Origin of the sequence: Olsenella sp. An290, from assembly GCF_002159535.1 — a bacterium.
Taxonomy (GTDB): Bacteria; Actinomycetota; Coriobacteriia; order Coriobacteriales; family Atopobiaceae; genus Thermophilibacter.
The window spans coordinates 60857-86021 of sequence record NZ_NFIU01000002.1; the positions used below are offsets into that span (position 1 = coordinate 60857).

A 25165-nucleotide genomic window follows, 5' to 3' on the forward strand; every position below is an offset into this window, starting at 1 on the left:
GCAGCGAATGTGGTTCGTTTCCGTTGGGATTCTACTGGCAATGGGCCGCGTTGAGAAGGGTGCGGCGCCCCTAGTCCCCCTCCTCCAGGTCAAAGGTGACGGTGATGCGACGCCCGCTCACCCTGACGCGCGGCTCAGCGGAGAGCGAGACGTAGTAGCGCTCGCCGAGCAGCGAGAAGTCGCGCGCGAGGGCGCGGGAGAAGGCCTCGAGGTCGTCCCGCGCGATCTTGAGGCCGCGCCGGTCCCTCATGAGGTCCACCTCGCGCGCGGGGGCGCTCGGGCGGGCCGGCGCGAGCCGGGAGAGCACGCTGGGGACGGGGGCGATCTCGCCGGAGACGATCCGGTGCGCGGTGCGCTCGGACATCTCAAGGCCGAGCGAGCGGGCCACCTCGCAGAGGTCGCGCGCGTCGGCGGCGGCGCGGGGGCGCTCGGTCACGGGCAGCGCCGCGAGCGCGTCGGGGCCCAGGAGCTCGGAGGGCCCCACGGAGAGCGGGACGCGGGCGCGGGAGGTGGCGACCATCTCGGCGGGCGAGCCCACGTACACCTCGCAGTCGCGCGTCTCCAGCGCGAACTCGCAGCAGGTCCGCACGATGTTGTGCGGGCCGCGCACGCAGGCGGGCGAACCGTCCTCGTCCACCCCGAGCACGGGCCAGCTCGACTGGTCGGCACGCTCGGGAAGGGCCGTGGCGTCCGTGACGACGCGAATCGCCGTCCCGAGCCCCGTCCCGGAGGACATGACCTCGGCCCGGACCGCGTTCTCGCGGATGGAGTAGAGCGCCATGCCGCGGCCGTGGACGCCCCAGCGGTCCATGTGGACGCTCTCGAGCTTGGAGGTGACGCGCGCCTCGAAGACGCGCTCGTGCATGTCCGCGGGAATGCCGGAGCCGTCGTCGAGGACGCAGGTGGTCCTGAGCGAGCCCTCGCGCGAGGTCGCCACGAAGATGCGGCGGGCGCCGGCGTCGCGGGCGTTGCGGAGAAGCTCGATCAGGGCGTCCTCGACGCAGCGGACGTCGTGCCTGGCCTGCCGGCGCTCGGCCTCGGCGACCCTGAGGCGCACGTAGCCCTCGCCGAGGTTCTCCTCGACGCGCAGGGCTCGCTCGCCCCCCATCGAGGAGACGAAGCTCGCGAGGTCGTGAGCCGTGCCGGCCGTCATGCGCCTACTTTGCCACGTCGACGGCGCGCGACTCGCGGATCACGACCACGCGGACCTGACCGGGGTACTCCATCTCGTCCTCGATCTGCTTGGCGATGTCATGGGCGAGGACCGTGGCCTGGGCGTCGGAGATCTTCTCGGGCTCGACCATGACGTGGAGCTCACGGCCGGCCTGCATGGCGTAGGTCCGCTCGACGCCCTCGTGGGCGTTGGAGATCTCCTCGAGCTTCTCGAGGCGCTTGATGTAGGTCTCGGCGGACTCGCGGCGGGCGCCCGGGCGCGCGGCGGAGATGGCGTCGGCGGCCATCACGAGGACGTCGAGGACGGTGTCGGGCTCGACGTCGGCGTGGTGCGCCTCGATGGCGTGGACGATCTCGGGGCGCTCGCCGTGGCGACGGGCGAGGTCGGCGCCGATCACGGCGTGCGGCCCCTCGACCTCGTGGTCGATGGCCTTGCCGAGGTCGTGGAGCAGGCCCGCGCGCTTGGCCGGCGTCGGGTCGAGGCCGAGCTCGGAGGCCATGATGCCGCAGAGCGCGGAGACCTGGGCGGAGTGCGAGAGCACGTTCTGGCCGAACGAGGTGCGGTAGCGCAGGGCGCCGAGGGTCTTGACGAGCTCGGGGTGCAGGTCGTGGATGCCCGCGTCGAAGGCGGCCTGCTCGCCCGCCTCGCGCACGCGCTCGGCGACGAGGGCCTCGGCCTTCTTGTAGAGCTCCTCGATGCGAGCCGGGTGGATGCGCCCGTCGGCGATGAGGTTCTCGAGGGCCACGCGCGCCGTCTCGCGACGGACCGGGTCGAAGCTCGAGAGGACCACGGTCTCGGGGGTGTCGTCGATGACGAGGGAGACGCCGGAGACCTGCTCGAAGGTACGGATGTTGCGGCCCTCGCGGCCGATGATGCGGCCCTTGAGGTCGTCGGAGGGGATGTGGACGGAGGTCACCGTGATCTCGCCGGCCTGGTCGGCGGCGCAGCGCTGGATGGCGGTGGAGACGATCTCGCGGGCCGTCTTGTCGGCCTGGGCGCGGACGCGCTGCTCGGACTCGCGCAGGATCTGGGCCTCGTCGCGGACGGACTCGGCACGGACGCGCGCGATGAGCTCGTCGTGGGCCTCCTCGGACGAGAGGCCGGCGATGCGCTCGAGCTCGGTGGACTGACGGGCGACCATCTCGTCGAGGTCGGCCTTGCGGCGGTCGAGCTGGCCCTGGAGGCTCTGGAGCTGGTGCTCGCGGCGATCGAGGGCGTCGTTTCGATGGTCGAGGGACTCCTCGCGCTGCATGATGCGGTTCTCGAGGGTCTGGAGCTCGCCCTTGCGCTTCTTCTCCTCGGCCTCAGAGGTCTGCTTGAGGGCGAGGATCTGCTCCTTGGCCTCGAGGATGGCCTCCTTCTTTGCGCTCTCCGCCTGGCGCTCGGCCTCGGCGCGAACGCGCTCGGCGTCCGTGCGGGCGCTCTCGAGCTGGGCCTCGGCCGCCTTGACCTTGGAGTTGGACTGCCCGGAGAGGACGAAGTAGACGATCCCCGCGCCTATGGCGAGGCCGATGAGTGCGAATACGATTTCCATGCTGGCTCCTCAGATAGCGTCTTCATTGGGTTCTGGAGACCGCGGCAGCGCCGCGGAACCCGCCATCGGAGGTGCAGTCGTGACGCATGTGGCCAGGAGGTTCAGGCTTCGACGGACGAACGAGAACAAAGGTGACAGCTGGCGACCCAGCGTGAGAGTGCGCTCCAATAGCATTATCAATCGTACGTTCAGCGTTGCGTTCTGTCAAATGCGCCCGTGGTAGAGGGCCTAGGCATCGTCCTCGGGGCCCGTTCGCGCGACCTCGCGGGCCACGTCGAGCGCAAGCGACGGGGCAAATCCGCGACCCGCCAGGAACCGGGCGATGCGGGCGACGTCGTTTCTGCCCGTGAGGCGCCGGCGCGAGGCCGCCGCGAGGGCGCGCTCGCGCTCGTCGCCCTCCCCGAGGAACTCCTCGGGCCACCCCGCGAGGTCGCGCGGCGACACGCCCCTGCGCTCGAGCTCGCGCTCGATGCGAAGCCTCCCCCACCCGGCGAGCGTCTTCGCGCGGGCGAACGCGCCGGCGTAGCGGGCGTCGTCGACAAGGCCGGACGCCACGGCGCGCCCCACGCGCTCACGCACGACGTCGGCGGAGAAGCCGTCACGCTCAAGCCGCTCGGCAAGCTCGCGGGAGGCGTAGTCGCGCCGTCCGAGGAGCTCCTCCACGCGCTCGCGCGCACAGGTCTCTTCGGCGGAGCGGACCAGGGCGAGGGCCTCCGCCCGGCATCCCGGCACGCGGCCCGCCGCGAGCCGGCGCCCCACCGTGACGGGGACGGCGAGGTCCTCCTCTCCCCCCTCGGGAAACCTCAGCAGCACGTGGGCGCGGCCCCGCGTGCGCGCGGCGCCCTCGGGGAGGAGGACCTCCCAGGGCCTGGGGTCGCTCACTCGACCGTGCCCTCGGCGGGCTCGACGACCTCGCCGACGCGCTCGTCCCCAAGCTCGAGCCCGCAGGCCACGCGAACCTTGTGGTCGATCTCCTCGAGAAGGGCGGGGTTCGAGGCGAGGAAGTCCTTGGCGGCCTCGCGGCCCTGGCCGAGACGTTCCTTCTCATAGGTGAACCAGGAGCCCGACTTGGTGACGATGCCGTTATCCACGGCCTCGTCCAGGATCGAGCCCTCCTTGGAGATGCCCAGCCCGTACATGATGTCGAACTCGGCCTGCTTGAAGGGCGGGGCGACCTTGTTCTTGACCACCTTCACGCGCACGCGGCTGCCGACGGCCTCGCCGTTGACCTTGATGGTGTCGATGCGGCGGATGTCCATGCGCACGGACGAGAAGAACTTGAGGGCGCGGCCGCCCGGCGTGGTCTCGGGGTTGCCGAACATGACGCCGATCTTCTCGCGCAGCTGGTTGATGAAGATGCAGGTGGTGTTGGACTTGGAGAGCGAGCCCGCGAGCTTGCGCAGGGCCTGGCTCATGAGGCGGGCCTGCAGGCCCACGGTGGAGTCACCGATCTCGCCCTCGATCTCGGCGCGGGGCGTGAGCGCCGCGACCGAGTCCACGACCACGACGTCGATGGCACCGGAGCGCACGAGCATGTCGCAGATCTCAAGCGCCTGCTCGCCGGTGTCCGGCTGGGAGATGAGCACCTCGTCGATGTCCACGCCGATGCGGGCGGCGTAGCCCGGGTCGAGCGCGTGCTCGGCGTCGATGAAGGCGACGACGCCGCCCATGGCCTGGGCCTCGGCGAGAATCTCGAGGGAGAGGGTGGTCTTGCCCGAGGACTCCGGGCCGTAGATCTCCACGATGCGGCCGCGGGGCACGCCGCCGATGCCGAGCGCGGCGTCAAGCGAGATGGCACCCGTGGGGATGGCCTCGACCTCAAGGCTCGGGCCGTCGTCGCCGAAGCGCATGATGGCGCCCTTGCCAAAGCGCTTCTCTATCTCCTCCGTGGTTGCCTCGAGGACCTTCTCGCGCTCCTCGCCCGTGGTGCGCGGGCGGACTTCCTTGCTGATGCTCTTGCTCTTGGCCATGGCTGACTCCCTCTGGGTTCCGTGTTCCGACAGCATCCTATCCGAACAACCGTTCTAAGTCAACGGGAACGGGGAAATCATAGGGCATGGCCCCTGCGGGAGGCTCGCGCACCGCGCGCGCAAGGCTGACGCGGGACGATCGGCCGGCGCGCGCAGGGCGCGGTCCCGGCAGCCCGGGGCGCGGCGGGCGCTCGCGCGCCAGGCGCGGCTACCCGAGCGCCTCGCAGGCCGCCTCCACGCAACCTTCACGAAGGAGCTCGACGGCGCGTGCGACGGCAGAGAGGCGCACCGCGGCGCGGTCGCCCTCGAAGCGATGGCACTCGGCGCGGGTGCCCGCGGGGCCCGCGAGGCCCAGCCAGACGGTCCCCACCGGCTTTCCGGGCTCGGCGCCGCCGGGGCCCGCGATGCCGGTCACCGAGACGGCGACGTCGCAGGAGAGGACGCGTCGCGCGCCCTCGGCCATCTGCTCGGCGCAGGCGGCAGAGACCACGCCCGGGCCGTCGATGACGTCGGGGGACACGCCGAGCACGTCGCGCTTCACGGGGACGGCGTAGCTCACGACGCCGCCGCGAACCACGTCGGAGGAGCCGGGGACGGCCGTGAGGCACCCCGAGACGAGGCCGCCCGTGCAGCTCTCGGCGCACCCCAGGGTGAGCCCGGCCGCCCGCGCGGCCTCGAGCGCGGCCGACGCGCGCCCGACGCAGTCCTCCCAGCCCACGGCCATGCCGCGCTACCTCCTCGGGCCAAGCACGACGTGGCGCGCGGCCCAGAAGTACTGGGCTCCCGAGACCACGGTGAGGACCACGGCGGCCACGAAGAGGGCGCGGGCCACGACGAGCACCATCGCCGCGAGCGACCACAGGCCGAGCGCGGAGAGCGCGAAGCCGAGGTAGAAGGCGCAGAGGGAGACCATCGTCACGGCGGTCTTGGCCTTGCCGAGGGAGTCGGCGGCGATGACCTCGCCGCTCGCGCTCGCGACCATGCGCAGCGCGCTCACGAGAAACTCGCGCAGCAGGATGATAAAGACGGCCCACACGCTCACCCAGCCGTCCTGCAGGAGGAGGAGCAGCGCCGAGAAGACGAGGAGCTTGTCGGCGATGGGGTCGAGGAACTTGCCGAAGTCGGTGATCTCGCCACGGGAGCGCGCGAGGTGCCCGTCGAGCTTGTCGGTGAGCGAGAGGAGCGTGTAGATGGCGAAGGCGGCCACGGAGCCCGCGGGCCCAAGGCCCGCGGCGGACGCCGCCACGGCCATGAAGACCGGGATGAGCGCGATTCGGACGCAGGTGACGATGTTGGCGGGCGTCCAGACGCCCTTCTCGCCGCCCACCTCACTCACCCTCGCCCACGAGCTCGCCCACGAGCTCGTAGCAGAACGAGTCCACGAGGTCGACGGTCACGATGTCGCCGACGGCCGCCTCGCCGAAGGGGATGTGGACCGCGCCGTCGGAGTCGGGGGCCTGGAACCAGGCGTGGCCGATGAGCTCGGGGCCGTCCTCGGCCTCCTCGACGCCGTCGACGATGACGCGGACGCGCTCGCCCACGTGGGAGGCCGTGGCCGCAAAGCCGAGCTGCTCGGTGAGGTCCACCAGGCGCTGCGTGCGCTCGAGCTTCACGGCCTCGTCCACCTGGCCCTCCATGCGGGCGGCCGCGGTCCCCTCCTCCTGGGAGTAGGAGAAGACGGAGCAGTAGTCGAACTCCTCCTCGGCGATGAAGTCGTAGAGCTCGTCGGCCTCCTCGTCCGTCTCGCCGGGAAAGCCCGCCATGCCCGTGGTGCGCAGCACCATGCCGGGGATCTCCGAGCGCAGGCGCGAGAAGAGCGCCCGCAGCTCCTCGGGCGAGCCCGAGCGGCCCATCGCGCGCAGGACGCGCGCCGAGCAGTGCTGGATGGGGATGTCGATGTAGGGCAGCACCTCGGGCACGTCGCGAATGGTGGCGATGAGCTCGTCGGTCATGCCCTCCGGCTGCAGGTAGAGCACGCGGACCCAGCCGCCGAAGGGCCGCACGGCCGCGGCCACCTCGCGCAGGAGCGCGGCGAGGGTGTCCCCCTCGCCGAGGTCCGACCCCCACACGCCCGTGTCCTGGCCGATGAGCACGACCTCGCGCACGCCGCCGGCCATGAGCGAGCGGACCTCGGAGACGATCTCGTCCGCCGGGCGGGAGTGGTAGCGCCCGCGGATGTAGGGGATCGCGCAGAAGGTGCAGAAGCGGTCGCAGCCCTCGGAGATCTTCACGAAGGCGCTCGTCCCCTCGACCGTGCGCAGGGTCTCGGGGAGCGCGTCCTTCTCGCCCGCGGAGAGGCCGAGCACCTCGCGCACCACGCCCGCGATGCCGTCCTCGTCCTCGGCGCGCACGAAGGCGGCGACCTCGGGGAGCTCCGCGGCGAGCGCGTCACCGTAGCGCGAGGGCACGCAGCCGCACATCACGATCGGCAGGGCGCGCACGCCCTCGGCCCGCTCCTCGGCGAGCGAGAGCGTGGCCTCGACCGACTCCTCGGTCGCCGAGGCAAGGAACGAGCACGTGTTGACGATGGCCACGTCGGCCTCGGCGACGTCGGAGGTCTCCTCGAGGCCGTCGGCGAGCAGCAGGGCACGCATGCGGTCGGAGTCGACCTCGTTCTTGGCGCAGCCGAGCGTGATGATGAGAAAGCGCACGTGACCCCCTCGCTAGCGGTAGTTGGTGAACTGCAGCGGCTGACCGTAGTCGCGCTGGCGGAGCTCGCCGATCACGGACTGCAGGACGTCCCGGGAGGCCGAGCTCACGCGGAGCTTGTCGCCCTCGACCGTGGCCTTGGCCTTGAGCTTGAGGTCGCGGATGTCCTTGGCGATCTTCTTGGCGGTGTCGGTGTCGATGCCCTGGATCACGGTGCCCGTCTGGCGCACGGTCATCCCCGAGGCGGCCTCGGGGTCCGCCCAGCGCACGGCGGTGAGGTCCACGCCGCGCTTCACGAGCTTGGAGCCCAGGATGTCGCGCACCTGGGACGCCACGAACTCGGACGGGGCGGAGATCTTGAAGACGCCCTCCTTCTTGGAGAGCTCGAGGGTGGCGCCCGTGCCCTTGAGGTCGTAGCGCTGCGAGAGCTCGCGCGCGGCCTGCTGGCAGGCGTTGTCCACCTCCTGCATGTCGACGGTCGAGACGACGTCGAAGCTGGATTCCTTAGCCATGTCTGCTCCTTTCGGCGCGGCGCTACTGGGCGCCGTCGCCCTGTGCCTGCGCGTCGTCGGTCGACGCGCCGGAGGCCCCCGCGGCGTCGTCCTGCGGGGGCGTCCCCTTGATCGTGACGGTCCCGAGTCCGCCGACGCGGGAGTTGAAGTCCACGGCCTCCCCGTTCTCCGTGACGCTCACCACGTCGGGCGAGCCCACGGTGACCGAGATCTGGTCGTGGACGGTGTAGGACTGCGCCCAGGGGCCGGTGAGGCCCTCGGCGACCTTGCTCTCGCCGTCGCAGACGATCTCCACCCAGGAGTAGCTCCCGTCGGCGACGCGCACGTCGACGACCGTCTCCTGGGGCTCGTCCGCGGCGGCGTCCGGGTCGGCCGGGTCGGCGGGGCCGTCGGCATCGGCGTCGTCCGCGGCGGGGTCAGGGTCGGGGTCGGGCTGCGGGGTCGCGTCCGCGTCCTGGCCCTCGTCCGCATCGTCTGCCGAGTCGTCGTCCGTGGTGTCCTTGGCCACGCCGTTCACCTCGACGGGCTGGCCCCCCGAGCGCCGCTCGGGACCGCTCACGCACGAGCTCACCGAGAAGACGATGATGGCGGTCAGGGCGACCGTAAGGGCCAGGAAGATGACGAGCAGCGCCCGGCGCGGGTCCGAGAAGAACCCCTGGACCGCCCCGCGCGCGCCGGGACGGCGCCCTCCCCTTCCGCCCGCGGGCCCGCGCGGCGAGCGCGCGGGGCGCCGGCGCACGTTGGGGCGCTCGACGTTGGCGATGTTGCGCGAGGAGCGGCGGCCCGAGATGGTCGAGGCCGGCGCGTAGGGGCGGGCGCGGTCGTCAAGCCTGAGGTCGTCGGTGTACTCGCTCGGCCGGACGCGGCGCGTGCTCACGTCGTCGCGGCGGTAGAGGCGCCCGGTCCGGGCCTCCTCGCGCTCGTCGACGGCGCGCCCGGGGGCGTTTTGGCCCTCGCGAAGGAGGCGCCCCGCCTGGTCGTCGGCGCGACGGCGGGTGCCGGCGGCGCGACGGCGCGCGGTGGACGAGCCCCCGCGCTCGCGCGCGGGCGCGCTGTTGTAGGGCCGGCGCTGGTAGCGGTCCTCATAGCCGGGGGCGTAGCCGCGGCTCTCGTAGGAGGCCTGCGGGGACGTGCCGGCGGACGGGTAGGCGACGCCCGCCAGGGGCACCGAGGAGCGCGGCCGCGCCGGGGCCGTCGTGGCAAAGTCGCCCATGTCGCCGGCGGGCCCGCCCGAGGAGGGCAGGAGGGGCCGGTACTCGACGTAGGCCTTCGGGCGCGAGCCCGCCTCGTTCACGACGTCGTAGCCCGAGATGCCGCGGCCCGCCTGGGTGTCGCGCGTGCGGCGGCGCAGCTCGTGCGAGGAGGTGCCGTGGCGGTACTCGTATATCTCCTCCTGGAAGATGTCCACGATCTCGCGCGCGTTGAGGCCCAGGTAGCGGGCGTAGCTCGAGAGCATGCCCTGGGCATAGCCGCTCTGGGGCATGTGGTCGTAGTCGCCCTCCTCAAAGGCCACGAGAACGTCCTCGCGCAGCTTGAGGATGCGCGAGGCCTGGCTGATGGAGAGTCCGAGCTCGTGGCGGCGCGAGACGAGCGCCTCGCTGAATCGCGGTCTCGACATGCTACTCCACCTCCCGATACGCGGCGTCCGCCAGCTTCAGGTCCTCGAGGCCGTCCTTGTCGAGCAGGACCTCGCGCGGCTTGGAGCCGTTCGCGGGCCCGACGACGCCCTTGGCCTCGAGCATGTCCATGATGCGGCCCGCCCTAGCGTACCCCACGGAGAGGGCGCGCTGCAGGCTCGACGTCGACCCCAGCTGAGATTCCACGACAATGCGCGCGGCCTCCCAGACGAGGGGGTCGTCGTCCTTGGCCGCGCCGGGCTCGGCCGCGCCCGGCGCGTTGGGCACCACGGCGGTGAGGATGTCCTCGTGGTAGTCCGCCGTGACCTGGCCGCGGATGAAGGCGACGGTCTGCTCGATCTCCTCGTCGGAGACCCAGCAGCCCTGGGCGCGCCGCGGCTTCTTGCCGCGGAGCTTCACGAGCATGTCGCCCCTTCCGAGGAGCTGCTCGGCGCCCTTCTGGTCGAGGATGATGCGCGAGTTGATGGAGTTGTCCACCGAGAGCGCCACGCGGTTGTCGATGTTGGCGCGGATGAGGCCCGTGACGACGTCGGCCGAGGGGCGCTGGGTCGCCACGATGAGGTGGATGCCGGCTGCGCGGCCCAGCTGGGCGATGCGCACGATCGAGGACTCGACGTCCTTGCCGGCCACCATCATGAGGTCGGCGAGCTCGTCGATCACGATCACGAAGTACGGCATGTGCTTGGGCGGGTTCTCCATCTCGGCGTACTTGCCGCCGTCCACGTTGCCGTTGAAGGTCTTGATGTCGCGCACCTTGTAGTGCTCGAAGACCTTGAGGCGCCGCTCCATCTCGGTCACGCCCCACTGGAGGGCGCTCGCGGCCTGGCGGGGCTCGGTCACGACGGGCACGTAGAGGTGCGGCAGGCCCGCGTAGCCCGTGAACTCGACGCGCTTGGGGTCCACCATGATGAGGCGCACCTGCTCGGGCGTCGAGCGCATGAGCATGGACATGATGATGGCGTTGAGCAGGACCGACTTGCCCGAGCCCGTGGTGCCGGCCACGAGCAGGTGCGGCAGGCCCGCAAGGTCGACCACGATCGGGTTCCCCTCGGAGTCGCGGCCGAAGGCGCAGTCGAGGGGGCCGCCCGTGGCGTAGGGCAGGACGTCCGAGAGGAAGACCGGCTGGGGCTTCTCGTTGGGGATCTCGATGCCCACGAGCGAGGTGCCCGGGATGGGGGCGAAGATGCGCACCGACTTGGCCGCGAGCGACAGGGCGATGTCGTCCTCGAGGTTCACGATCTTGTTCACGCGCTCGCCCTCGCCCATGGAGATCTTGAACGTGGTGACCGAGGGGCCTGCGATCCAGCCCTCGACGCGCGAGGAGAGGCCGAACTCCTCGAGGGTGCCCTGGAGCTTGGCCGCCGTCGCGGAGAGCTCGGCGTCGTTGCCGTAGGAGCCGGAGGCGTCGGGGTTCTCGCGCAGGATCGAGAGCGGCGGGAGCTCATAGGACTCGTCGGCGTCGCCGGGGCGGGTGATCGCCGTCGGCGCGGCGCCCGTGCCCGCCTCCTTGGCCGTCCCCCGGGACTTCCGGGCGCGCCGCTCCGGTCGCAGGAACGAGGGCACGTCGCCGCCCTTCTCGCCCGAGGGGCCACCCTCGCTCGCCTCGGCCGGGCGCGGCTCGCGGGCGGGCTCCGCCGCCGGCTCATCGTCCTGGAAGAGCGCGCGGCCCCGCTCGCGGGCGCGGTCGAGGAGCGTGGTCTCGGGCTCGGCGGGCTCGTCCGCGGACGGGCGCGCCGCGCGCCCGCGCTTGAGCACGGTGGTCTTGCGGTCGCCGATGAAGGTCGTGGCCTGCTCGGCCCCCTCGTCGAAGAGGGAGGCCTGGGCGCCGTCGCGGCGGCCGGGAGCGCCGGCGGCAAGGTCCTCGTCGGCGGCGGCGTCGATGATGGCCTGGGAGCGGCGCTCCTCGGCGCGGGCGCGATGCTCCTCGGCAAGGCCGCCGAGGCGCTCGCGGGCATGGGCCACGGCGTCGGTGATGGAGAAGCCGCACACTACCACGCCGGCCACGACCACGCCCACCAGAAGCACGTTGCCGACCACGGGGCCCACGAGGGCGAGCAGGCCGTAGGCCACGGCGCCGCCCACGCAGCCGCCCGCGACCTGCGCCACCACCGGCTCGAAGACGAGCATCGGGTCGGCCTGGGCGCCGTCGTGGTTGAGCGAGAGCATGGACATGACGGCGAGCACGATGAGCGCGAGCCCCAGCGCGACGCGCCCGGAGACCGGGCCGTCGTCGCGCACGAAGAACGTCATGGCAAAGAGGAAGAGCGCGATGGGCACAAGGGCCGCCGCCGCGCCAAAGGAGAGCGCGAGAAAGTCGTGCACCGCGCTCGTCACCACGGCCGAGGACGGCGCGATGACGGACACGAGCATGGCCACGGCGATGACCGCGAGGGCCACGCCGACGATGTCAGACTGGGTGGAGCCGAGCGCCGGCGCGGCGGCACGGGGGGTGGCGGCGCGCTTGGCCTGCCCCTTCCCCGCGGACGCGCCCGAAGCCCGCTTCCTGGCTGCGTTTGAAGTGCGTTTGGCGGGCATGCGTCTAGACCTCCATCACGACCGGGATGATCATCGGCCGCGTGTGCGTCTTGTTCCAGAGCAGGTTGGAGAGCGCGTTGCGCGCGCCCCGGCGCAGCGCGTCGAGGGTGGTGCCGTCGGCGGCGGCGAGCTTCTCCACCTGGGCGCGAACGGCCGCCTGGGCCTCGCCCATGAGCAGCGCGTCCGTCGAGGAGGAGACGCCGCGGCCAAAGACCTCGACGGCCGAGACGGAGCGACGGCGCTTGCCGATGACCACCGTGCAGGTGACCACGCCGTCCGCGCCGAGCTTCTGACGGTCGCGCAGGACCATCGGGTTGGCCTCGGTCACGGTGCCGCCGTCCACAAAGACCACGCCCGACTCCACGGCGCGCCCGCGGCGCACCTTGTGACGGACCATCTCGAGCGAGTCGCCGTTGTCGAGCACGAAGACGCGCTCGGCAGGGACCCCCATCTGGACGCCGAGCTCGGCGTGGGCGCGCAGGTGCTGCGCCTCGCCGTGGACCGGCATGAAGTAGCGGGGCTTGGCCATGGCGAGCATGAGCTTGAGCTCCTCCTGGCTCGCGTGGCCGGAGACGTGCACGAGCCCCTTGGACTTGTCGAAGATCTCGCAGCCGATCTTGGAGAGCGAGTTGACGATCGACTGCACGCTCTTCTCGTTGCCCGGGATCGGCGTGGCGGAGATGATCACCGTGTCGGACTCGTGGATGGAGAGCGACTTGTGCTCGCCGGTGGCCATGCGCGCGAGCGCGGAGAGCGGCTCGCCCTGGCTGCCGGTGCAGAGCACCACGATCTTCTCGTCGGGGATGCGGTCGACGTCGTAGGCGTCGATGATGTTCTCCTCGTCGATCTTGAGGTAGCCGAGCTCGCGGGCCACCTTGGTGTTGGTGACCATGGAGCGTCCCGTCACCACGACCTTGCGGCCCACGGCCACCGAGGCGTCGCAGATCTGCTGGAGTCGATGGATGTGGCTCGAGAACGCGGCCACGAAGACGCGGCCCGGGGCGTTCTTGATGACGTGGCGCAGGTCGCGGCCCACGGCGGCCTCGGACGGCGTGAAGCCCGGGCGGCAGGCGTTGGTGGAGTCGGAGAGCAGAAGGTCCACCCCCGAGGCGCCGAACTTGTTGATGGCCTGGAAGTTGGGCCGGCGCCCGTCGATGGGCGTCTGGTCGAACTTGAAGTCGCCGGTGTGCATGACGGTGCCGGCGGGCGTGGACATGAAGACGCCGAAGGCAGCGGGGATGGAGTGGGTCATCGAGAAGAACGTGATGGTGAAGGCGCCGAGCGTGATCGTGGAGCCGTCGTTCACCTCACGGAACTTGGGCGAGCGGATGTTGTGCTCGGCGAGCTTGCCCTCGATGATGCCAAGGGTGAGCTTGGAGGAGTAGATGGGCACCTTGCGCGTGAGGTCCTGCAGGAGGAAGGGAAGCGCGCCGGTGTGGTCCTCGTGGCCGTGGGTGATGATGATGCCGCGAAGCTTGTCCTCGTGCTCGAGGACGTAGGTGTAGTCGGGCAGGATGAGGTCGATGCCGGGCTGGGCCTCGTCGGGGAACATGAGTCCGGCGTCGACAAGGACCATGTCGCCGCCGTACTCGAAGGCGGTCATGTTCTTGCCGATGCCGTCAAGGCCACCCAGCGGGATGATCTTGAGGGCGGTGTCTTTCTTGGGCATTCCTTGGGGGTTCCTTTCGGGGTAGACGGTCAGGGCATATGAGACGGCCCCTCGGGCCGTGCCAATTCGCATACCCGTCAATTGTAGTCGAGAAGAACGACCCGCCGGGATGTTCCACGATGGTTACACGGAGCGAATGGGTCAAAAGTGACAGACCTTTGCACCACCGTGCAAAAGTGACAGGCACCTTTGCACGGGCGCCTTTCGCCATCGAGACGGCAAGGCGGCCCGGGCGTCCTGCAGGGAAGCTCCGCAAAGCGCGCTTCCTGGAGGAACGCCCGGGCCGCCCCAGACGTCAGAGGATGGACCTAGGCCCCGTGGTGGCGGCGCGGCTGGCGCTTCTCGCCGCCCTCGCCCTTGTCGCCGGGACGGCGACGCGGGCCGCGGTGCTCGCGGCGCGGACGGTCCTTCTCGCCACCCTCGTGGGAGCGGGCGTTGCCGGAGCCGGCGGGAGCCTCGGGCTTGTCGATGCGGTCGAGGCTGATCTTGCCCTTCTCGTCGACCTCGAGGACGCGGACCTTGACCTCGTCACCGATGTTGAGGACGTCCTCGACCTTGTCCACGCGGCCCTGGGCCACACGGGAGATGTGGAGCAGGCCGTCCTTGCCGGGGACGAGCTCGACGAAGGCGCCGAAGGGCTGGATGCCCACGACGCGGCCGGTGTACTCCTCCCCCACCTCGGGGACCTTGACGATGGCCTTGATGCGCTCGGCGGCCGCATCGCCCGCGCCGCCGACGCCCGCGATGAAGACGGTGCCGTCCTCCTGGATGTCGATCGTGGCGCCGGTGTCCTCCTGGATGCCGCGGATGACCTTGCCGCCGGAGCCGATGACCTCGCGGATCTTGTCCGTGGGGATCTGGAGGGAGATGATCTGGGGCGCGGACTCCTTGGTCTGCTCGCGCACGCCGGGCACGGCGTCGAGCATGGCGTCGAGGATGAACATGCGGCCCTCGTGCGCCTGCATGAGCGCGGAGCGCAGGATCTCCGGCGTGAGGCCGGTGGCCTTGTTGTCCATCTGCATGGCGGTGATGCCCTTGGTGGTGCCGGTCACCTTGAAGTCCATGTCGCCGAGGAAGTCCTCGAGGCCCTGGATGTCCGTGAGGACGACGGTCTTGCCCTCCTCCTGGATGAGACCCATGGCAACGCCGGAGACCGGGCGCTTGATGGGCACGCCGGCGTCCATGAGCGCGAGCGTGGAGCCGCAGGTGGAGCCCATCGAGGAGGAGCCGTTGGACTCCATGACCTCGGAGACCACGCGGATGGTGTAGGGGAACTCGTCCTCGGAGGGGATCACCGGGAGCAGCGCGCGCTCGGCGAGGTTGCCGTGGCCGATCTCGCGGCGCTTGGGGCTGCCCATGCGGCCGGTCTCGCCGGTGCAGTAGGGCGGGAAGTTGTAGTGGTGGATGTAGCGCTTGCCGTCGACGGGCTCGATGGTGTCAAGGCGCTGCCACTCGTTGAGCATGCCGAGGGTGCAGACGGAGAGGACCTGCGTCTGGCCGCGCTGGAAGAGGCCGGAGCCGTGGACGCGGGGCAGGTAGTCGCCCTTGACCATGAGCGGGCGCACCTCGGTGGGCGTGCGGCCGTCCACGCGCTCGCCGGTCTCCACGACCATGAGGCGCATGGCGTGCTTCTCGAGGGCCTTGAGCTCCACGGGGATGGCACGGCTCCACTGGGCCTGCTCCTCCTCGGTGAACTCGGCCTTGATGGCGGCCTTGAGGGCCTCGACCTTGCCGATGCGGGAGAGCTTGTCGGCGTCCTTGAGGGCGGCCTCCATCTCGTCGTAGTGGGCGAAGACGCGGTCGTGGACCTCGGGAATCGGCTCGTCGAGGATGTACTCGCGCACCGGGAACTCGCCGTTGACCTCGCGGACCTTCTCGAAGAACTTCTGCTGCTCGGCGCAGAAGGCGGCGATGGCCTCCTGGCCAAAGGCCATGGCGGCGAGCATGTCCTCCTCGGAGATCTCCTCGGCGCCGGCCTCGAGCATGGAGATGAAGCCCTCGGCGCCACCGAGCTCGAGGTCGAGGTCGGAGTTGTCGCGCTCCTCGTAGGTGGGGTTCACGACGAACTCGTGGGTGTCGCGGTCGCGGCCGATGCGCACGCACGCGAGCGGGCCCTCGAAGGGCACGCCGCCCACGGTGAGGGCCGCCGAGGCCGCCATGATGCAGATGGTGTCGACGGGGTTCACCTGGTCGGCCACGAGCGTGGTGGCGACGACCTGGACCTCGTTCCTGAACCCGGCCGGGAAGGACGGGCGCAGCGGCCGGTCGATCATGCGGGCGGTGAGGGTGGCCTTCTCGGACGGGCGCGCCTCGCGCTTGAGGTAGCCGCCGGGGATGCGGCCGACGGCGTACATCTTCTCGATGAAGTCGACCGTCAGCGGGAAGAAGTCGTAGTCCTTGCGCTCCTTGGAGACCACCGCGGTGAGAAGGACCGTGGAGTCGCCGCACTTGACGAGGCAGGAGCCGGTGGCCTGCTTGGCCAGCTCGCCGGTCTCGAGGACGTAGTGCTTGCCGTAGAGGTCGAACTCGTGGGTAACCTTTGCCATTTCTTTTCCCTTATCTCCGCCTGCCCCGTTGCAGGCGGGCCGTCGTGGCGGACCAGCCGCCGCCCGCGCCTCTCGCGGGCTCGAACCAAGAGGGGCGCCCGCAGGCGCCCCTCCGAAGAACCGCTTACTGGATGTTGTCGCGGATGCCGAGGCTCTTGATGAGCGCACGGTACTGCTCGATGTCGTTGCCCTTGATGTAGGAGAGCAGGCGACGACGCTTGCCGACGAGCATCAGCAGGCCACGACGGGTGTGGAAGTCCTTCGGGTGGGCCTTCATGTGCTCGGTGAGGCCCTTGATGCGCTCGGTGAGGAGGGCCACCTGGACGTCGGCGGAGCCGGAGTCCTTGGCGTCCTTGCCGTACTGGGCCACGAGCTCGGCCTTGCGCTCCTTGGTAACTGCCATGTCAAACCCCTTTCACATAGATTCGCCCCGAACTGGGATGGCCGTCAGGCAGAAGGCGGGCCTCCAGGTACGGGGTACTAACCTGCGGTAGTGTAGCACAGGAGGTGCGGGGGCGCGAGGCCCTTCTCGGCGGCACGGGTTCTCCACGAGCCGCCGGGCGAGAAGGACCGGGCCTACGCGCGCGCCGCCGCCACGAGGGCCGAGAAGACCCTGCGGCTCGGCTCGTCGACGGCGTGCATGAACTCGGGGTGCCACTGCACCGCCCAGCAGAAGCGAGACGCGGGCCGCCACACGGCCTCGACCACGCCGTCAGGGGCCGCAGCCATGACCTCAAGCCCGGGCGCCACGTCGCGCAGGGCCTGGTGGTGATAGCTGTTGACCGCGAGCTCGCCCGCGCCGACACACGCGGCGAGGGGCGTTTCCGCCAGCACCTCGACCGTGTGGGTGGGCTGGTCGTAGGGCGGCTGGCCGTGGTGCTCCACCTCGGAGGGGCGCTGCTTGGGGAGGTCCTGCCAGAGCGTGCCGCCCAGGGCCACGTTGAGCGCCTGGATGCCGCGGCAGATGCCGAGCAGGGGCAGGTCGCGCACGAGCGCGGCCGGGACGAGGGCCGCCTCCATGGCGTCGCGCTCACGGCAGAGCTCGCCGCAGAGGGCCGCGGCCTCCGCGCCCTCGCAGCCGTAGCGGGCGGGGTCGACGTCCTGGCCGCCGGTCACGACGAGGCCGTCCACGGCGTCGAGGGCCCGCTCGAGCGAAGCTGCGTCGGCCGTGAGCGGCAGCATCACGGGCACGCCGCCCGCCTCGAGGACGGCGTCGAAGTACCCCGGCAGCATCCACAGGCTCTCGCGACCGTAGTCGACGAGCGGCACGACGCCGATGAGCGGCTTCTTGGACATGGGACTCCCCTCTCGAGAGAGCATCGTGCAATGGGACAGGCGTGCAAAGGGGACGGGCACTTTTGCACGGCGAAGCGGCCGTGCAAAAGTGCCCGTCCCCTTTGCACGCCTCTACAGGCCGCCCATTATGCCACGACCCAACGGAGGCGACGGGGCAAAGTGGCGGACATGGGGCCATGAGTCAAAAGTGCCTGTCCCTTTTGAACCAGTCCTCACGCGGAGAGGCAGAACTCCATCGCGCGCAGGCGGGCGTCGAGATGGGTGGCGGCCCAGGCGTGCGCGGTGCCGAGCAGGAAGACCGCGGTCTCGGCGTCGACCGGCTGGGCGAGGAGCTCGTCGAAGGTGCAGCCCAGAAGCGCCCGCACCCACGCGAGCTGGCTCGCCGAGACCTCCTGCGCGCCGGCGACCTCGCGGGCGCAGGAGGAGCAGAGGGCGCCGCCCGCCGCGGCCGAGAGCCACGACACGGCGCGGTCCCCGCACGCGCAGCACGCGGAGAGCTCCGGCCGCCAGCCGCCGTGGGCGAGGACCTTCCACGCGTAGGCGGCCGCCACGAGGTCGAGATGCGGCTGGTCGGCCGCCTCCTCGCACGCGGCGAGCGCCCGCGAGCAGATGGGGTACAGGAACGCGTCCGGCGCGTCCTCGAAGCAGGTGAGGCGCGCGACCTCCGCGACCGCGCTCGCGGCGGCGACGCGCTCGTAGTCACCGCGCAGCCGGTCGTGGGCGTCTCTGAGCGAGGCCTCGGACACCACGTCGAGGGAGCGCCCGGCGGCGAGCAGGAAGTCCGTCTCCGAGAAGAGCTCCACGCGCGCGGCGAGCCGGCCCCCGGGCTTGCGCGCCCCCTTGGCCACGGCGCGCAGCTCGCGGCCGTCCTCGGCGAGGAGCGTGAGGATGAGGTCGGTCTCGCCGAGCTTGGTGCGGTCCAGCACGACGGCCCGCGTGCGGAAGGTGCGCCTGCCGGCCACGCTAGTCCTCGGAGCCGTAGCCCAGACGGCGGATCTCCCGCTCGTCACGGCGCCACTGGGGCGCCACGCGAACGGTGAGGTCGAGGTAGACCTTGCAGCCGAGCAGGCGCTCGATGTCGCGGCGCGCCTCTATGCCCACGCGCTTGATCATCTGGCCGCCGCGCCCGAGGACGATGCCCTTCTGGCCGTCGCGCTCCACGAGGATCGTGGCCTCGATGGAGGCGTGGCCGTCGTCGGCGTACTCGAGGCTCTCGCAGAGGACGCCCACCGAGTGCGGGAGCTCCTGGCGCAGGTGCAGGAAGAGCTTCTCGCGGACGAACTCGGCGACGAGGTCCTCGGGCGTGGCGTCGACGTCCATGCCCTCGGGGAACCACCGCGGGCCCTCGGGCAGGTGCGCGGAGACGAGCTCCACGAAGGAGTCCACGTTGAAGTCCTCCCGCGCGGACACCACGAGTTCGTCGTCGAAGCGGCACAGCGCGCGCGCCGCCTCGAGCTGCGCGGCCACCTGCTCGGGCCCGGCGATGTCGGCCTTGGTGAGCACGAGCAGCTTGTAGGCCGCGTCGGCCCGATCGACGTGCTGGGCCACCCACTCGTCCCCGCGCCCCACGGGCTTGGTCGCGTCCACGAGGAAGGCCACGACGTCGGCGTCGGCGAGCTCGCCGAGCGCGCTCTTGTTGAGCTCGGAGCCAAGGGCGTCCTTGGGCTTGTGCAGCCCCGGCGTGTCAATGATCACGAGCTGCGAGGTCGGCGTGTTGATGACGGCCCGCATGCGCCGGCGCGTGGTCTGCGCCACGGGGCTCGTGATGGCGACCTTCTCGCCCATGCAGGCGTTGAGCAGGGTCGACTTGCCGGCGTTGGGGCGGCCCACCAGGGCCACGAAGCCGCTTCTGAAGGGGGCGTTCTTCTCGCCCGCGCGCTTGGTTGACATGAGGCACCTCCCGGACGGGCCCCAGGGGCCCTGTGGACTGGACGGGGACTAGAAGAGGATGGCGTTGGCAAAGACGAGCAGGCCCACCACGGCCACGAGGACGGAGAGCACCCACACGGCCGCCGCGGCGATGTCCTTGGCGCGGCCCGCGAGCGGGTGGAACTCCGGCGACACGAGGTCGACCACGGTCTCGATGGCGGTGTTGAGGAGCTCCGCCATGATGACGACGCCGCAGCAGAGGATGACGATGGCCCAGCTCAGGAGGTCAAGGCCCACGACGAGACCGGCCACGACCGCGCACGCCCCCACCGCGAGCATGACCTTGATGTTGCGCTCGGTGGTGACGGCGGTGCGAAATCCCTGGATGGCAAAGAGGAAGCTCTTGCGAAAGCCGGGGTGGTCGCTCTTGGAGCCGGGGATCATGCGTCGTCCTCCCCGCGATGCCGCGTGAGGACCACGCGGTCGACGGTCCCGTCGCCGGGGAGGAGCGCGAGCAGGGCCTCCTCGAGGTCCTCCATCCGCGTGGCGGAGGCGTCGTCGAGGTGGTCGTGGCCGAGCAGGTGGAGGAGTCCGTGGACGAGCAGGAGCCTCGTCTCGTCGGCGGCGGTCGTCCCGAAGGAGGCGGCCTGGCGCGCGATGTAGTCCGGGGCGAGGACGATGTCACCGAGCTCGCAGGGCTCGCCGGGGGCGAGCGAGGGGTCGTCGGGACGCTCGCACTCGAGCGAGATCACGTCCGTCGCCCGGTCGACCCCGCGCCACTCGGCGTTGAGCTCGCGGATGCGGCGCTCCCCCACCGCGGAGACCGAGACCATGCACGGGCGCTCGACGCACTGCTCGGCGAGCACGAGGTCGCAGGCGGCGCGGACCTCGCCCTCGTCAAGCGCGAGAAGGACCCCCTCCTCGCACGAGAGGTCGTACTCATTTCCCATCCCCGTCCCCCTTCCGGCGGTCGAACGCCTCGTAGGCGTCCACGATGCGCGCCACGAGCGCGTGGCGCACGATGTCGTTGCGGTCGAGGTCGACGAAGGCGACGCCGTCGATCCCCTCGAGCACGCGCCGGGCCGACTCCAGGCCGCCCTCGCCGGGCAGGTCGCGCTGGGAGGCGTCGCCGGTCACGACGAAGGTGGACGAGAAGCCCAGGCGCGTGAGGAACATCTTCATCTGCTCGGGCGTGGTGTTCTGCGCCTCGTCAAGGATGACGAAGGCGTTGTTGAAGGTCCGCCCGCGCATGTAGGCGAGGGGCGCGATCTCGATGACGCCCTGCTCGATGAGGGCGTTGCCCTTCTCGATGTCGGTCATGTCGAAGAGCGCGTCGTAGAGCGGACGGACGTAGGGGTCGAGCTTCTCCTGGAGCGTGCCGGGGAGAAACCCGAGCGACTCGCCGGCCTCCACCACGGGGCGGGCCAGCACGATGCGCCCGACCTCGCGGCGCTTGAGGGCCGCCACGGCCATCGCCATGGCGAGGTAGGTCTTTCCGGTGCCGGCGGGCCCCAGGCCAAAGGTGACCGTGTTCGCCCGGATGGCGTCGACGTAGCGCTTCTGGCCGGCGGTCTTGGGGCGAAGCGCGCGGCCCCGGTAGGTGAGCAGGATGTCGTCAGAGCCGATCCTGGCGCGCTCGGCGCCGTGGCGTACCTGGTCGATCACGAGGTCGACGTCGGGGCCGGTGAGGTGCTCCCCCATCTCGACGAGCCGGATGAGGCGCGAGAAGACCGAGGTCACCTGGTCGACGACGTCGGCGGCGCCCGAGACCGTGACGTAGCAGCCCCGCACCGAGACCATGGCGTCGAAGGCGGCCTCGACGCGGCGCAGCAGGACGTCGGCGGGGCCCATGAGCTCCGTCGGGTCCACCGAGTCGGGGATGGTGAGACGTACCTGGGTTGGCTCCATGCTCCTCCTTGGGGTCGCTACCCCCGATGATAGCCGATGCGGGCGGGCGGCTCGGGGATAGAGAGCGTCTCCCCCACGAGCGTGGCGTCTGCGCCCACGGCCGCAAGGCGCACGCGGACGAGGGAGTCCACGGGCAGGCCCGGGTCCACGGTCACGTCAAAGAGCCCGCCGGAGACGCCGCGGCCCGGGTACTGGACGACGACGAGGTCCTCGGAGCCCACGAGGCGGCGGGCCTCCTCGAGGCGCATCCCCTCAGCGAGCTCGCGGGCGCGGCGCGAGCGCTCGGCGCTCACGTGCGGGTCCACCTGGCCCGGCATGGTCGCGGCCGGGGTGCCCGGGCGGCGCGAGTAGCGGAAGACGTGCATCCGCGAGAAGCGCATCTCGCGGCAGAAGTCGAGGCTCCGCTCGAACTCCTCGTCCGTCTCGCCGGGAAAGCCCACGATGAGGTCGGTCCCCAGGGAGACGCCCGGGACGTGGCGGCGGGCGGTCTCCACCACGCGCCGGAAGAGGTCCGTGCGGTAGACGCGCGCCATGCGGCGCAGGGTCTCGTCGCAGCCGGACTGAAGGCACACGTGCAGGAAGGGCGCGACGCGCCCGTCCGAGGCGGCGATCTGGCGGCAGAGCTCCTCGGTCACGTCGGGCGGCTCGATCGAGGAGAGGCGCACGCGCTCGACATCAGTCTCGTCGAGGATGCGGCAAAGAAGCCCCGGAAGGGCGAGCCCCTCCCCCTCGGCGCGGTAGCTCCCCAGGTTGATGCCCGTGAGCACGACCTCGCGGGCGCCGCGGGCGCACGCCGCGCGCACCTCGTCGAGGACGGCCTCGGGAGCGAGGCTGCGCGCGCGGCCGCGGGCGCGCCAGACGATGCAGTAGGTGCAGCGGTTGTCGCAGCCGTCCTGGATCTTGATGCCCGGGCGCGTGCGGCCGGTGGGCGTGGGGGCGAGCGCCGACGCGGCGCCCTCGCACGACGACCCGTCCTCGGGCACGTCGAGCTCGGCCAGGACCACGCCCGCCACGCGGGACTTGTCGCGCTCCACGACCACGTTGGGGCCGAGGCCGGCGAGCTCGTCGGCAAAGAGGCTCGCCACGCAGCCCGTGGCCACCACGAGCGGGGCCTGGGGCAGCAGCGCCGCGCGACGGACGGCCTTTCTCGTCTTGGCCTCCGCCTCGGCGGTGACGGCGCAGGTGTTCACCACCACCGCGGCCGCCTCGGCCTCGTCGACGAGCGGCACCCCCGCGCGCTCGAGGGCCGAGGCCATGAGGTCGAGCTCGACGCGGTTGACGCGACACCCCAGGTTCACGAGGGCGACGCCCGACCGGGCGTCGCGCGCGCCTCTCACCTGCGGCTCCTGAACGGGTTCTTCGGCGCGTGCCAGCGCTCCTTGGCAAAGTGCTCGGCGGCGTTTTCCGCCGACGGCGAGAAGCCCTCGCGCTCCGCGGCCTCCTCGAGGTCCCTCTCTGCCGCCGCGTCCTCGCCGAGCGCCCTCTGGGCGACGAGGGCGGCCACGTCGAGGAGCTGCTTCTGGGTGAGGTCGCGCGGGGTCTCCACCTGGACCACGGCCACGAGGTTGCCGCGCGCGATCATGCCCATGCGCGGCATGCCCTTGCGCTCCACGACGACCTGCTGGCCGAACTGGCACCCGGCGGGCACCTCCACGGTGACGCGCTCCCCCTCCATGATGCCGTCGATGGTGACGGTGGCGCCCACGATGGCCTGGAGGGAGTCCACGCGAACAGTGCAGTAGAGGTCGTCGCCGCGGCGCTCGAAGCGGTCGGACTCCTCGACCTCGATGCTCACGACGAGGTTGCCGCAGGTGTCGCCGCGCAGGCCCGCCTCGCCCTTCCCCTCGACGGTGAGCGTCTGGCCGCTGTGGACGCCGGCCGGGACCTGGACCTCGACCTTCTCGCGGGAGGGGGTGCGGCCCTGGCCCTCGCAGGTCTCGCAGGGGTGGTCGATGACCTGGCCCTGGCCGCCGCAGGCCGGGCAGGTTGTCTGGGTCTGCATCTGGCCGAAGATCGTGCGCTGGACCTCGACGACGCGGCCGGTGCCGTGGCAGCGCTCGCAGGTGTGCATCTTGCCGCCCTCGGCCGCGCCCGTGCCGCCGCAGTCCTCGCACGGAGCGAGGCGCGTGTAGGCGACGGTCTTGTGGCAGCCCGCCGCGGCCTCCTCGAGGGTCACCGTGAGGCGGATGCCCATGTCGCGGCCGCGGGTGCGCGCCTGGCCGGCCGCGCGGCCCGCGCCCCCGCCGAAGAAGGAGTCGAAGATGTCGCCGAACCCGAAGCCGCCCCCGCCGAAGATGTCGGAGACGTCCACGTAGTCCGAGCCAAAGCCCGCCGGGCCGTTGGGGTCCCCGTAGCGGTCGTAGTTGGCGCGCTTCTGGTCGTCGGAGAGGACTGAGTAGGCCTCGTTGACCTCCTTGAAGCGCTCCTCGGCGTCCGGGGCGTCCGAGACGTCCGGGTGGAGCTTGCGGGCCTTCTTGAGGAACGCCCGCTTGATCGTCTTGGCATCTGCGTCGCGAGGCACCTCGAGCACCTCGTAGTAGTCCTTCTTCGGTTCCACGTGCATACTCCCGAGTTCGTGCGTACCGTGCGAGGGGTTTATACCCGCAAACGGGCGGGGGACGCGCCCCCGCCCGTCAACAAGCTATCACTATTCCTGAAAACTAGCCGTAGTAGCCGGGCCCCATGTAGCCCACGCGGCCGAGGCCGGAGGTGCAGGAGAGCATCATCGCCAGGAACAGGGCGATCATGAGGCCGTTTGAGGCGCCGTTCAGAAGCGCCACGCCGCCGTTTCGCCACCAGCGGGCGCGGGGGCGCACGCCGTCGCGCGCCACGAGCACGCATCCGGCCACAAGGCAGACGCCCACGATGAGGGCCATCGACGAGAGGGTCTGCGTGACGAGGCCGAGCGCGATAAACGGCACCGCAAAGCCGATGAGGTTGAAGCCGCTCGCCTGCGAGCGCGTGAGGCGCTCCTCCGGCACGCAGACGCGGCAGACGAAGTCGCCCGCCGAGGAGCCGTTGGTGCCCGCGTTGCCCATGCCGGGGACGCGGACCTCGTCGCCGTCGTGGCTGCCGGCCGGGACGTTGACGACGACCTCGCTCGCGGTGAGCGTCCGGCCCGTGCCGCCGCAGGCGGAGCAGGGGTCGGCGACCACGCGGCCGGTGCCCTCGCACTCCGGGCAGGTCATCATCATGACGCCGAACAGGCCCGTGTCCACGGTGATGTGGCCGGAGCCGCCGCAGGTGGGGCAGGTCTCGGAGTGCTCGGACTGCACCGAGCCCGAGCCGTGGCAGACGTCGCAGGAGGCGTAGCGCTGGTAGGTGACGCCGCGGCGCGTGCCGGACGCCGCCGTGGCGGCGTCCACGGTGAGCTCGAAGACCACGTCGGCGCCCGCCTTGGGGTTGTAGGCGCGCGAGCGGCGGCGCGAGGAGGCGCCGCCGAAGCCCGAGCCGAAGGGCCCCCAGCCAAAGGGGCTCCCGCCGAAGCCGGCGAAGGGGTCGTAGGAGCCGCCCTGCCCGTCCGTGGGGCCGTCATAGCCCGCGAAGGGCGAGCCCGAGCGCATGGCGTCGTAGCGCTTGCGCTTGTCGGCGTCGGAGAGGACCGCGTAGGCCTCGGAGACCTCCTTGAAGCGCTCCTCGGCGTCGGGCGCCTTGTTGACGTCGGGGTGGAGCTTGCGGGCCTTCTGCTGGAAGGCCCTGCGGATCTCCTCGGGGGAGGCGTCCTTCTCGACGCCCAGGACGGCGTAGTAGTCCTTGTCGTTCATCGATGCCATGTGGCGGGTCTCCCGTTGCTGTTCGTGACGCAGGTGAGGGAATTATATCCGGAGAGGGCGGGCGGAATCGCGCCGGCACGGCGTATCCGCGCG

General features: G+C 71.2%; 22 protein-coding genes. All 22 read right to left on the reverse strand.

All coding sequences use genetic code 11. From position 1 onward, the window contains the following. Window positions 1-70 precede the first annotated feature (70 nt). Window positions 71-1153, reverse strand: a complete 1083-nt coding sequence (locus B5F84_RS01850) for an ATP-binding protein (protein ID WP_087320105.1) — start codon at window positions 1151-1153, stop codon at window positions 71-73. A 4-nt stretch (window positions 1154-1157) separates the two neighbouring features. After that, entirely contained in the window at window positions 1158-2708 is a 1551-nt protein-coding gene (gene rny, locus B5F84_RS01855) for a ribonuclease Y (protein ID WP_087320107.1), read from the reverse strand. A 228-nt stretch (window positions 2709-2936) separates the two neighbouring features. Next, window positions 2937-3590 carry a regulatory protein RecX gene (locus tag B5F84_RS01860; protein WP_158094455.1) on the reverse strand — a complete coding sequence of 218 codons (654 nt, stop codon included), beginning with the start codon at window positions 3588-3590 and terminating at the stop codon, window positions 2937-2939. Beyond that, window positions 3587-4678: a recombinase RecA gene (gene recA / locus B5F84_RS01865; RefSeq protein WP_087320111.1), complete on the reverse strand. Its 1092-nt coding sequence runs from the start codon at window positions 4676-4678 to the stop codon at window positions 3587-3589. Before recA ends, B5F84_RS01860 begins: the two co-directional genes overlap by 4 nt. Window positions 4679-4886: 208 nt before the next feature. After that, a complete protein-coding gene (locus B5F84_RS01870) occupies window positions 4887-5402 on the reverse strand; it encodes a CinA family protein (protein WP_087320113.1) in 516 nt (171 codons plus the stop codon). Between the two features lie 6 nt (window positions 5403-5408). Further along, on the reverse strand, window positions 5409-6014 hold the full coding sequence (gene pgsA / locus B5F84_RS01875) for a CDP-diacylglycerol--glycerol-3-phosphate 3-phosphatidyltransferase (RefSeq protein ID WP_239378181.1): 606 nt from the start codon (window positions 6012-6014) through the stop codon (window positions 5409-5411). Next, a complete protein-coding gene (rimO, locus tag B5F84_RS01880; RefSeq protein WP_087320115.1) occupies window positions 6007-7329 on the reverse strand; it encodes a 30S ribosomal protein S12 methylthiotransferase RimO in 1323 nt (440 codons plus the stop codon). Before rimO ends, pgsA begins: the two co-directional genes overlap by 8 nt. 12 nt (window positions 7330-7341) lie before the next feature. Then, window positions 7342-7839, reverse strand: a complete 498-nt coding sequence (locus tag B5F84_RS01885; protein ID WP_087320116.1) for a YajQ family cyclic di-GMP-binding protein — start codon at window positions 7837-7839, stop codon at window positions 7342-7344. Between the two features lie 22 nt (window positions 7840-7861). Continuing rightward, window positions 7862-9457, reverse strand: coding sequence for a helix-turn-helix domain-containing protein (locus tag B5F84_RS01890; RefSeq protein ID WP_087320118.1), 1596 nt, complete (start codon window positions 9455-9457; stop codon window positions 7862-7864). 1 nt (window position 9458) lies between these two features. Beyond that, the gene (locus B5F84_RS01895; protein WP_087320121.1) at window positions 9459-12011 is read right to left on the reverse strand and encodes a DNA translocase FtsK; all 2553 of its coding nucleotides are present in this window, start codon (window positions 12009-12011) and stop codon (window positions 9459-9461) included. Window positions 12012-12015: 4 nt separating this feature from the next. Next, window positions 12016-13680: a ribonuclease J gene (locus B5F84_RS01900; protein ID WP_087320123.1), complete on the reverse strand. Its 1665-nt coding sequence runs from the start codon at window positions 13678-13680 to the stop codon at window positions 12016-12018. Window positions 13681-13988: 308 nt separating this feature from the next. Then, complete coding sequence (locus tag B5F84_RS01905; protein ID WP_087320125.1) at window positions 13989-16226, reverse strand: polyribonucleotide nucleotidyltransferase; 2238 nt, start codon at window positions 16224-16226, stop codon at window positions 13989-13991. A 124-nt stretch (window positions 16227-16350) separates the two neighbouring features. Beyond that, the gene (gene rpsO, locus B5F84_RS01910; RefSeq protein ID WP_087320127.1) at window positions 16351-16629 is read right to left on the reverse strand and encodes a 30S ribosomal protein S15; all 279 of its coding nucleotides are present in this window, start codon (window positions 16627-16629) and stop codon (window positions 16351-16353) included. Between the two features lie 173 nt (window positions 16630-16802). Next, window positions 16803-17522: a gamma-glutamyl-gamma-aminobutyrate hydrolase family protein gene (locus tag B5F84_RS01915; protein ID WP_087320129.1), complete on the reverse strand. Its 720-nt coding sequence runs from the start codon at window positions 17520-17522 to the stop codon at window positions 16803-16805. 212 nt (window positions 17523-17734) lie between these two features. After that, window positions 17735-18484, reverse strand: coding sequence for a DNA repair protein RecO (gene recO, locus B5F84_RS01920; protein ID WP_087320131.1), 750 nt, complete (start codon window positions 18482-18484; stop codon window positions 17735-17737). 1 nt (window position 18485) lies between these two features. Then, entirely contained in the window at window positions 18486-19412 is a 927-nt protein-coding gene (era, locus tag B5F84_RS01925) for a GTPase Era (protein ID WP_087320134.1), read from the reverse strand. Window positions 19413-19460: 48 nt separating this feature from the next. Next, the gene (locus B5F84_RS01930) at window positions 19461-19835 is read right to left on the reverse strand and encodes a diacylglycerol kinase family protein (RefSeq protein ID WP_087320136.1); all 375 of its coding nucleotides are present in this window, start codon (window positions 19833-19835) and stop codon (window positions 19461-19463) included. Continuing rightward, window positions 19832-20341 (reverse strand): rRNA maturation RNase YbeY, encoded by a 510-nt coding sequence (ybeY, locus tag B5F84_RS01935; protein WP_087320138.1) that lies wholly within the window; start codon window positions 20339-20341, stop codon window positions 19832-19834. The genes B5F84_RS01930 and ybeY overlap by 4 nt, the downstream gene beginning before the upstream one ends. Next, window positions 20331-21299, reverse strand: a complete 969-nt coding sequence (locus tag B5F84_RS01940; protein ID WP_087320141.1) for a PhoH family protein — start codon at window positions 21297-21299, stop codon at window positions 20331-20333. The genes ybeY and B5F84_RS01940 overlap by 11 nt, the downstream gene beginning before the upstream one ends. Before the next feature lie 17 nt (window positions 21300-21316). After that, window positions 21317-22636, reverse strand: a complete 1320-nt coding sequence (locus B5F84_RS01945) for a MiaB/RimO family radical SAM methylthiotransferase (RefSeq protein ID WP_087320143.1) — start codon at window positions 22634-22636, stop codon at window positions 21317-21319. Then, entirely contained in the window at window positions 22633-23856 is a 1224-nt protein-coding gene (dnaJ, locus tag B5F84_RS01950) for a molecular chaperone DnaJ (RefSeq protein ID WP_087320145.1), read from the reverse strand. The genes B5F84_RS01945 and dnaJ overlap by 4 nt, the downstream gene beginning before the upstream one ends. A gap of 103 nt (window positions 23857-23959) precedes the next feature. Next, complete coding sequence (locus B5F84_RS01955) at window positions 23960-25072, reverse strand: DnaJ domain-containing protein (RefSeq protein ID WP_087320147.1); 1113 nt, start codon at window positions 25070-25072, stop codon at window positions 23960-23962. Window positions 25073-25165 lie beyond the last annotated feature (93 nt).